The 9,738-nt window shown below is 71.4% G+C and carries 7 protein-coding genes; 4 read left to right on the top strand and 3 right to left on the bottom strand.

Features of this window, described 5'->3' with window-relative positions; all coding sequences use genetic code 11:
- Positions 1-779 precede the first annotated feature (779 nt).
- The 3 genes from ACIHEJ_RS19100 to ACIHEJ_RS19090 form a co-directional block, all read right to left on the bottom strand.
- Positions 780-1,790 (bottom strand): hypothetical protein, encoded by a 1,011-nt coding sequence (locus tag ACIHEJ_RS19100; RefSeq protein WP_400136785.1) that lies wholly within the window; start codon positions 1,788-1,790, stop codon positions 780-782.
- 159 nt (positions 1,791-1,949) lie between these two features.
- A complete protein-coding gene (locus ACIHEJ_RS19095) occupies positions 1,950-2,138 on the bottom strand; it encodes a hypothetical protein (RefSeq protein ID WP_400136782.1) in 189 nt (62 codons plus the stop codon).
- Between the two features lie 209 nt (positions 2,139-2,347).
- On the bottom strand, positions 2,348-5,311 hold the full coding sequence (locus tag ACIHEJ_RS19090; protein ID WP_400136780.1) for an AfsR/SARP family transcriptional regulator: 2,964 nt from the start codon (positions 5,309-5,311) through the stop codon (positions 2,348-2,350).
- 271 nt (positions 5,312-5,582) lie between these two features.
- Here ACIHEJ_RS19090 and ACIHEJ_RS19085 point away from each other — a divergent pair, with 271 nt between their 5' ends.
- The 4 genes from ACIHEJ_RS19085 (at position 5,583) to ACIHEJ_RS19070 (ending at position 9,734) form a co-directional block, all read left to right on the top strand.
- Entirely contained in the window at positions 5,583-6,815 is a 1,233-nt protein-coding gene (locus tag ACIHEJ_RS19085) for an amidohydrolase family protein (RefSeq protein WP_400136778.1), read from the top strand.
- On the top strand, positions 6,812-7,735 hold the full coding sequence (locus tag ACIHEJ_RS19080; RefSeq protein ID WP_400136776.1) for a TIGR03619 family F420-dependent LLM class oxidoreductase: 924 nt from the start codon (positions 6,812-6,814) through the stop codon (positions 7,733-7,735). The genes ACIHEJ_RS19085 and ACIHEJ_RS19080 overlap by 4 nt, the downstream gene beginning before the upstream one ends.
- 10 nt (positions 7,736-7,745) lie before the next feature.
- The gene (locus tag ACIHEJ_RS19075) at positions 7,746-8,516 is read left to right on the top strand and encodes an SDR family NAD(P)-dependent oxidoreductase (RefSeq protein ID WP_400136774.1); all 771 of its coding nucleotides are present in this window, start codon (positions 7,746-7,748) and stop codon (positions 8,514-8,516) included.
- 99 nt (positions 8,517-8,615) lie between these two features.
- Positions 8,616-9,734, top strand: a complete 1,119-nt coding sequence (locus ACIHEJ_RS19070) for an LLM class flavin-dependent oxidoreductase (protein ID WP_400136772.1) — start codon at positions 8,616-8,618, stop codon at positions 9,732-9,734.
- Positions 9,735-9,738: the final 4 nt, after the last annotated feature.

Here is a 9,738-nt window from a genome sequence, read left to right as displayed (position 1 = left end):
ACCGACCCGCATGCCGCCACATGCACCCGGCGTGCAGGCGAGGCGTGCCCGCGCATCCGTCCACCGACCCGCATGCCGCCACATGCACCCGGCGTGCAGGCGAGGCGTGCCCGCGCATCCGTCCACCGACCCGCATGCCGCCACATGCACCCGGCGTCCATGCGAGGCGTGCCCGCGCACCCGCCCACCGACCTGCAAGCCGCTTCCCCCACCCGGCGTCCATGCGAGGCGCGAGCGCGCACCCGCCCACCGACCTGCAAGCCGCTTCCCCCACCCGGCGTGCAGGCGAGGCGCGAGCGCGCCCCCACCCCACCCACGCAACCCAGTCACCCCAAGGGCCCGACACCGCCTGGGCCACCGCCTCTCCGGGCCGCTCGCTCGCTTCTTCCCCGTGCTGGAGCGGGCCGGGTCAAGGGTGGCCCGGAGGGCCATCGGCGCAGCCGACGCGTAGCGCCCTTGACGCGGGCCGTGGAAGCACGACACTGGCCGAGAAGCGAGCGGCCCAACGGCAGCCTTCCAGCCCCCCTCGGTGGCGGGCGCCTCCGGCCCGACGGTGGCCTTCCAGCCCCCCTCGGTGGCGGGCGCCTCCCGGCCCAACGGCAAGCTTCCAGCACCCCTCGACGACGGGCGCCTCCCGGCCCGACGGCGACCTTCCAGCCCCCCGGCGACGGGCGCCTCCCAGCCCACCGGCAACCTCCCAGCACCCCCCGACGACGCGGACCCCCCAACCCACCGGCAACCTCCCAGCCCCCTGGGCACAAGCACGCCCCAGCCGGCCCTCACCGCCCCGCCCCGCCCAGCGCTGCCAACGCGCCCCTCACCTCCGCGACCATCCCGTCAGGCCGGTGGAAGACGTCCTCCGCGCTGAAGCGGAGCAGGCTGCGGATCTCGGGGCACTGGAGGATCTGGTTGAAGCGGGCGATGTCGCGGCGGTGGGCGTCGCGGGTGCCGTGGTAGGCGTACCCCTCGATCTCGACGGCCAGCCCCTCGGCCCGGAACAGGAAGTCGAGGTAGCGGCGGCGGCCGTCCGGGGTGTGGATCTCGGCCTGGGTCTCCGGGTGCAGCTCGGCGTCGTGCATGTGCAGCCGGGCCAGGGTCTCGGCGGGTGAGCCCGCCCCGCGATCGACGAGGCCCAGCCAGTCGCGGGCTCGGATGGCTCCGCGCACCGGGGCCTCGAGGGCGAGGGTCACGGCGTCGAGGTCGGTCAGCGGTGCGCGGCGGGCTCCGTCGACGCGGCGATAGGTGAGTGCCGATTCGACCGCGACCAGTGCGTTGTTCCGTGGGCCGGCCCGCAGGAGGTCGGCGAGGGTGCGGCGGACGCCTGTGACGCGCAACCCCGACCACTCGATGATGTCGGTGCGGGGAAGGGGGATGCGGTGTACGCGGACGTCGGTGAGACCGGTGAGACCGGTGAGACCGGTGAGACCGGTGAGACCGGTGAGACCGGTGGGACCGTGCCGGCGGACACGCAGCGCCGGGTCGGTGAACTCCATGCTGAAGGCAGGAGGTTGGCCGCTGGGCGGCTCTGCGGCCAAGGTCTCGATCCGCCACAGGTAGGCCGCCGAACCGTGACTGACGACGAGCTGCGGCTTGAGAAGCTGAGCCGCCTTCAGGCGTAGCACCGGGCCGACTTCACTTCCTGGCTCCGCCCAGGCCCCGTGCCTGATCCGGGTCCACCCCTCCGCGGCGAGCCGTCGGGAGAGGGAGGCCCGGGGCCATCCCGCCTTCAGCGCACGCGAGGTGAGCAGCACACCCCCCTCGACGAGCGCCCGCAGTCCATCGCGCTCCATACCCCCACTGTGCCGGGGCCCACCCACACAGCCTCAGGAGCCTGTGGACAACTCAGCTGCGGCGTCCGCTGCCAAGCGGCGCACATCTGCCCGGACACACCTCGGCCGCGGCGGCTCCCCCTCGGCGCCGCCGCGGCCGGTCCCCGTCGCGATGGAGGTCTACTTGGCGTCCAGGTCCAAGGCGGCCGGCGGAGCGGGCATGTGGTTGTCCATGGTCTTGATGACGTCCGCCGCCGGCTCGGCCGGCATGTGGTTGTCGAGAGTCGTGACCGTATCGTCGGCGGCCGGCTCGATGGGCATGTGGTTGTCCAGCGGCTTGGCCTCCGAGGCCTTCTTCGTGTCGCTCATCATGCTTCCTTCGCTGTCGTGGCGAGTCAGGAACGCCCGGCCGGTAGCTCCCCCGAGGGCTGCCGGCCGGGCGTTCGGAGCCGCACATTAACCGGTGGAGGCTCCGGCGGACCATCTGCCCCCCGACGTGATGGCCTGACTGCTATGAGCGTGCCGTGTGGAGATAAACGAATGCTGAACGTGCCCAAGGCCTGCTCGGAATGGGGGTATCACGCTGTAGTTCCTGTGATGAGCAGGGCGCGAACGTCCTCCGCTTCGGCCGCGCCGTTCTGCTCGTAGAGATTGAGCGCTTCCCGCCAGCAGGCCTTCGCCCGGTCGAGCTGACCCAGCACGGAGAGGGCTCGCCCAAGAAGGGTCAGGACGTTGCCCCGCATCCGGTCACCGCCGATGCACCCTAGGGCCAAGGCCTGTTCAGCGTGCTGCGCGGCCTGTGCGGCACGTTCGGTCGCCATGTGCACTTCAGCGATGCGGAAGTTCGTGGCACCTTCCCACAGCCGCTGACGATGACCGCTGAAGATGGCTCGGGCTTCGGAGAACTGCGAGAGTGCCTCACCGTGGCGCCCCGCCTGGGACAGCGCCACGCCGACAGCGAAGTGACCGTTGGCGAGGCGCATGGTGCGTCCCAGCTTGAGGTACACCGCCAGTCCACGCATGGCGATCTCGACGGCCTCGGCGGTGTTGCCCACACCCAATTGAGCCCGCGAGAGATTGGACAGGGCGGAGGCTTCACCCGGGCGGTTCTCGGCGGCCCTGAAGCCGTCGATGGCCTTGTCGAAGTAGGTTCGGCCGTCCGCATAGCGTCGTTGATGAAGGCAGATCAATCCTTGATTGTTGGCCACCCAGCTTGCAGCAGTCGAGTCGCCTACGCCCTCCGCCAGGCGCGTCGCTGTCCGGGCCTCCTCCTCTGCTTGCTGAATACGTCCCGAGACCAGCAGCACGTCTGTCAAGACGGTCCGCGCCCTGCCCTCGGCCCGGGCATCCCCCACGGCCCGAGTCGCCTCGCACATCGACCGAGCTGTCATCTCGTACTGGTGGGAGTTCGCCCCTGACTCGGTGAGGTCCTTGGCCGCCCACAGCAGGTCGACTCCTCGTCGCAATCGCTCGGTGCCTGCCGACTGCCGCACACAGGCCAGGAGGGGGGCGGCCTCGGTGTACAGCCAGTCGAGTGCCGCCGTGGCTTCCGTGAAGCGCAGTCCTGGGTACTCCGTAGCTTCCAGGTCGTCCACCAAGCGGTCCCCCGGCCGCTCGATCGCGTACACCTGTGCTGTCGTCGCCAGATAGAAATCCAGCAGCCGCGACAACGCCTCCGCCCGCTCTCCAGCCGCCTCCTCGTCCCTCTCCGCGCAGGCACGCGCGTAGAGTCGGACCAGGTCGTGGAAGCGGTAGCGGCCGGGGGCCGCCGACTCGAGCAACGACGTGTCCACCAGAGATTCCACGAGGTCCTCGGTGTCCTTCACCGGCACGTCCAGGACCGCTGCCGCGGCTGCCAGGGAGATGTCCGGGCCGTCGGCCAGGCCCAGCAGCCTGAAGGCACGGGCCTGTGCCGGTTCCAGCTGGCCGTAGCCCAGTTCGAAGGTGGCCTTGACCGCCAGGTCGCCGGCCTGGAGTTCGTCCAGTCGGCGGCGTTCGTCCGCGAGCTTCGCCGCCAGGACCGAGACCGTCCAGGTGCGGCGGGCCGCGAGGCGGGAGGCGGCGATGCGGATCGCCAGGGGGAGGAAGCCGCAGGCCGCGACCACGTCCAGGGCGGATTCGCGTTCCGCAGCCACCCGCTCCTCGCCGACGATCTTGGTGAAGAGCGCGAGGGCCTCCTCGGGGGACATCACGTCCAGGTCGACCAGGTGGGCCCCGGCGAGGTCGACCATGCGGACGCGGGAGGTCACCAGGGCCGCGCAGCCCTCCGTGCCGGGCAGCAGGGGGCGTACCTGTGCCGCGTCCTTGGCGTTGTCCAGCAACACGAGCACGCGCCGTCCGTCGAGCACCGAGCGGTACAGGGCCGCCCGCTCCTCCAGGGAGTCCGGGATCGACGAGTCCGCGGTGCCGAGGGCGCGCAGGAAGGAGCCCAGTACCGTCTCCGGTTCGGCGGAGCGCGGGCCCGCGCCCTGGAGGTCGACGTACAGCTGGCCGTCGGGGAAGGCGGCGCGGGCCCGGTGGGCCACGTGGACCGCCAGGGTCGTCTTGCCGACGCCGCCGATGCCGGCGAGGGCCGAGACCGCCATCACCCGCCCCTCCGCCTCCGACGCCGAGGACAGCACCTCGCTCAGCTCGTTCACGAAGGAGGAGCGGCCGGTGAAGTCGGGTACCGAGGCGGGGAGTTGGGCGGGGCGGACGGGGGTGGTGGAGGGTTCCGCCGCCGGCGTCGAGGGTTCCGCCAGGGCCGGGTCCGCCTGGAGGATGCGCTGCTGGAGGTCCCGGAGGCCCGCACGCGGGTCCACGCCCAGTTCCTCCGCCAGCAGGCGGCGGGTGTCGGCGTAGACGGCCAGCGCCTCCGCCTGGCGGCCGCTGCGGTACAGCGCCAGCATCAGCAGTTCGCGCAGGCGCTCCCGCAGGGGGTGCGCCGCGGTGAGGGCCGTCAGTTCGGAGACGGCCTCCGCGTGGCAGCCCTGCTCCAGGTCCATGTCCAGGCGGGACTCCAGCAGGCCCAGGCGCCACTCCTCCAGGCGCACCCGCTGGGTCTCGGCGTACGGGCCGGGGACACCCGCCAGGACCTCGCCGTCCCACAGGTCCAGCGCCTGGTTCAGTACCGCACGGGCCCGGCCCAGGTCGCCGCCGGCCCGCGCCTTCTCCGCCTGGGCCGCGAGATCCTGCGCGACCGCCAGGTCCAGCGCGCCGTCGCGCAGGCCCCGGACCGCATAGCCGCCGGACTCGCTGACCAGCACCCCGGGGTCCAGCACCTTGCGCAGGCGGGAGGCGTAGGTGCGGACCGCCGCCAGTGCCTGGGACGGTGGCTCGGGGCCCCAGAGGGCGTCGATGAGTTCCGCCGCGGTGGCCGTACGGCCCTCGCGCAGCAGCAGGGCGGCCAGCAGGGCGCGCTGCTGCGGGGAGCCCGTGCCGATCTGCTCCTCGCCGCGCCAGGCCCGCACCGGACCGAGCACGCCGAACCGCAGCGCCTCCGGCTCCGTGACGGTCACGGAGCCGGGACGCCGCTGCTCAGGCACTCGCGGCCCACCGTCCATGCGTTCGTCCCCCTCGGCATCACGAACAACCCCGTCAGTTTGCCTTGTTCCGGCCGGTTCCGTCAGCCGTCGGAGACGCCGATCACAGGCCGGTGCATTTCAGTCCACAAACCCCTCACATCCTGTTCGCACCGGCGAGACATGGGCGAGACACGGGCGTAGACGCGGACAGGACGCGGTCAGGGCGCGGACGGGGCGGGGCGGGGTGGCCGGCAAGGTGGCCGACGACGAGGAGCTGACGGACCGTCAGATCGGCGCTACCGTGAGGCGCATGGAGACCACACAGTTCCCGCTGATCATCTCCGTCGACGACCACACCGTCGAGCCCGCCACCGTGTGGCAGGACCGGCTGCCGAGGAGGTACCGGGACACCGGGCCCCGTATCGTCCGCGCCCCGCTGAAGGAGATGTCCTTCCTCGGCGGGCGCTTCCGGCCCGTCATGGGCACTCCGGGCAGCGACGACGGACCGGTCGGCGACTGGTGGGTCTACGAGGACCTGCACCGGCCGCTGACCCGCCTCGACACCGCCGTCGGGTACGACAGGGACGAGATCCGCCTCGAGATCATCACGTACGAGCAGATGCGGGCGGGGTCGTACGACGTATCCGAGCGGCTTGCCGACATGGACGTCAACCACGTCCAGTCCGCCCTCTGCTTCCCCACCTTCCCGCGCTTCTGCGGGCAGACCTTCACCGAGGCCCAGGACCGGGAGCTCGCCCTGCTCTGCGTCCGCGCCTACAACGACTGGATGGTGGAGGAGTGGTGCGGGCCGGACGCCCGGGGGCGGCTGATACCGCTCACGCTCATCCCGCTGTGGGACCCGGAGCTGGCCGCCCGGGAGGTACGGCGCAACGCCGCGCGCGGGGTGCGGGCCGTCGCCTTCTCCGAGATACCGCCGTTCCTCGGGCTGCCGTCCGTGCACACCGACGACTGGGACCCGTTCCTCGCCGCCTGCGACGAGACCGGCACGGTCGTAGCGATGCACATCGGCTCCAGCAGCCGTATGCCCTCCACCTCCGCCGACGCCCCGCCCGCGGTCGGTTCCACCATCACCTTCGCCAACTGCTGCTTCTCGATGGTCGACTGGCTGATGAGCGGCAAGTTCGAACGTTTCCCCCACCTCAAGGTCATGTACGCCGAGGGGCAGATCGGGTGGATCCCGTACATCCTCGAGCGCGCGGACGTGGTGTGGGAGGAGAACCGGGGCTGGGGCGGGGTCGCCGACAAGGTGCGCCGACCGCCGTCCGAGCTGTTCACCGAGCACGTCTACGGCTGCTTCTTCGACGACGCCTTCGGGCTGAAGAACCTCGACTCCATCGGGGTCGGCAACGTCCTGTACGAGACGGACTACCCGCACTCCGACTCGACCTGGCCGAAGTCCCGGGAGGTCGGCGAGGCGCAGATGGGGCATCTGCCGGCGGACGTGGTGGAGCGGATCGTCCGGCGGAACGCCGTCGAGCTGCTCGGGCTGACCGAGGAAGGCCTCTGGAAGGGGTCCGCGTGAGCCTCGGCTACGGCATCCAGCTGCCCGTCCAGTCGCAGAGCACCCTGTACGCGGAGGGCTGGGAGGCGGGCGCCGGACCGGAGGATCTGGTCGCTGTCGCGCGGGCCGTGGACCGGGCCGGGTTCGACTACCTGGCCGCGTGCGACCACGTGGCCGTCCCGCGGCGGCTGGCACCGGCCATGAGCACGGTCTGGTACGACCCCGTCGCCACCCTCGCCCATCTGGCCGCCGTCACCGAGCGGACCCGGCTGCTCAGCCATGTGGCCGTGGTCGGGCTGCGGCATCCGCTGCTCACCGCCAAGCAGTACGCCACCCTCGACCATCTCTCCGGCGGGCGGCTGGTCCTCGGGGTGGGGGCGGGACACGTGCGGGAGGAGTTCGAGGTCCTCGGGGTGGACTTCGACCGGCGGGGGGTCGTGCTGGACGAGGCGATCGACGCGCTGCGGGCCGCTCTCGGGCCCGAGGAGTTCCCCGAGCACCACGGCAAGCTGTACGACTTCGCCGGGCTCGGCCAGCGTCCCCGGCCCGCCCAGTCCCGCGTCCCGCTCTGGGTCGGCGGCTCCTCGCCCGCGGCCGTGCGCAGGGCCGCGCTGAAGGGCGACGGCTGGCTGCCGCAGGGGGACCCGCGGGACCGGCTGCCCGCGCAGATCGCCCGGCTGAGAGAGCTCCGGGAGAGGGAGCGCGTCGCGGGGGCCTTCACCGTCGGCGCCATCACCGAGCCGCTGTACGTCGGCCGGGCCGGCTGGGACGTCGGGCGGCGCACGCTCAGTGGGGCGCCGGAGGAGATCGCCGAGTCGCTGCGGGCGTACCGGGCGATGGGCGTGGACCTGGTCCAGGTGCGGTTCCGCAGCCGTGGCCGTGCCGAACTGATCGAGCAGATCGCCCTGTTCGGGGCGGAGGTCGCGCCCCACCTGAACTGAGGAGGCTTTCATGGGCAAGCTGGACGGGCGGGTCGTCATCGTCACCGGGGCGGCGCGCGGGCAGGGTGAGCAGGAGGCGCGGCTCTTCCGGGCGGAGGGGGCGCGGGTGGCCGTCGCCGATGTGCTGGACGACCGGGGGGAGGCCCTGGCCAAGGAGATAGGCGCGCTGTACGTGCATCTCGACGTCGGCACCGAGGAGGGCTGGCGGGAGGCCGTCGGGGCGGTGAAGCGGGCGTACGGGCGCATCGACGGGCTGGTGAACAACGCGGGCATCCTGCGCTTCAACGCGCTCGTGGACACCCCGCTGGACGAGTTCATGCAGGTCGTGCAGGTCAACCAGGTCGGCTGCTTCCTGGGCATGAAGACCGTGGCGCCGGAGCTGGCGGACGGGGGCACGATCGTCAACACGGCGTCGTACACGGCCCTGACGGGCATGGCGGCGGTCGGCACGTACGCGGCCACCAAGCACGCCGTGCTCGGGCTGACCCGGGTCGCCGCGCTGGAGCTGGCGAGCCGGCGGATCCGGGTCAACGCCATCTGCCCGGGCGCCATCGACACCGCGATGTCCAATCCGGCCCGGCTGGACCCGGACGCCGACCCGGAGGAGATGAGCCGGGCCCTGGACGAGCTGTACCGGGGGCTCGTGCCGCTCGGCCGGGTGGGGCAGCCGGAGGAGGTGGCCCGGCTGGCGCTGTTCCTGACCTCGGAGGACTCGTCGTACATCACCGGGCAGCCGTTCGTGATCGACGGCGGGTGGCTGGCCGGGGTCAGCGTTATCTGACTTACCGTCAGCTATTGACGGTCGCCGCGGCCGGTGCGACAGTCGGCCGACGAGCAGTATCTGACGGAGTGTCAGGAAAACTGGGGACGGTGAACCGCTGTGGAATTCGGGCTCTTCGTACAGGGATACGTGGGCAAGCGCGCCGAGACCGACCCGCTGGCCGAGCACAAGGCACTGATGGAGGAGACCGAGTACGTCATCCAGGCGGACGAGTCCGGCTTCAAGTACGCCTGGGCCTCCGAGCACCACTTCCTGGAGGAGTACTCGCACCTGTCCGCCAACGACGTGTTCCTGGGGTACCTGGCGCACGCGACGCAGCGGATCCACCTGGGCTCGGGGATCTTCAACCCGCTGGCCCAGGTCAACCACCCGGTCAAGGTCGCCGAGAAGGTCGCCATGCTGGACCACCTCAGCGAGGGCCGCTTCGAGTTCGGCAGCGGGCGGGGCGCCGGGTCGCACGAGATCCTCGGGTTCATACCGGGTGTGACCGACATGAACTACACCAAGGAGATCTGGGAGGAGACGATCGCCGAGTTCCCGAAGATGTGGCTCCAGGACGAGTACACCGGCTTCCAGGGCAAGCACTGGCAGCTGCCGCCGCGCAAGGTCCTGCCCAAGCCGTACGGCAAGTCCCACCCGGCGATGTGGTACGCGGCCGGCTCCCCGCCCTCGTACGCCATGGCCGCCAAGAAGGGGCTCGGTGTCCTCGGCTTCAGCATCCAGAAGGTCTCCGACATGGAGTGGGTGCTGGAGCAGTACAAGACGGCGGTCGTGAACGCCGAGCCGGTGGGGGACTTCGTCAACGACAACGTGATGGTGACGACCACGGCGATCTGCGCGCCCACGCACGCCGAGGCGATCGACATCGCCGTGCACGGCGGGCTGCACTACCTGCCCTCGCTGGTCTTCCGGTACCACGACACGTTCCCACGGCCCGAGGGCTTCCCCGAATGGCCGGAGACGCTGCCCGAGTACACGCCCGAGTTCGTCGAGCTGCTCATCGAGGAGGAACTGCTGATCTGCGGGGACCCGGACGAGGTGCTGCGGCAGTGCAAGCGGTGGGAGCAGGCGGGGGCCGACCAGCTGAGCTTCGGGTTGCCGGTGGGGGTGCCGAAGGAGGAGACGCTGCAGACGATCCGGCTGATCGGGGAGCACGTGATCCCCAAGATCGACACGGATCCGGTCCACCGCACTTCGCGGTTCCGGCAGGCTGTCTGAGGGG

It is taken from the genome of Streptomyces sp. NPDC052301 (assembly GCF_044593395.1).
Taxonomy (GTDB): Bacteria; Actinomycetota; Actinomycetes; order Streptomycetales; family Streptomycetaceae; genus Streptomyces.
The sequence above is the reverse complement of the archived record's forward strand: the minus strand, read 5'-3'. Positions and strand labels throughout refer to the sequence as shown.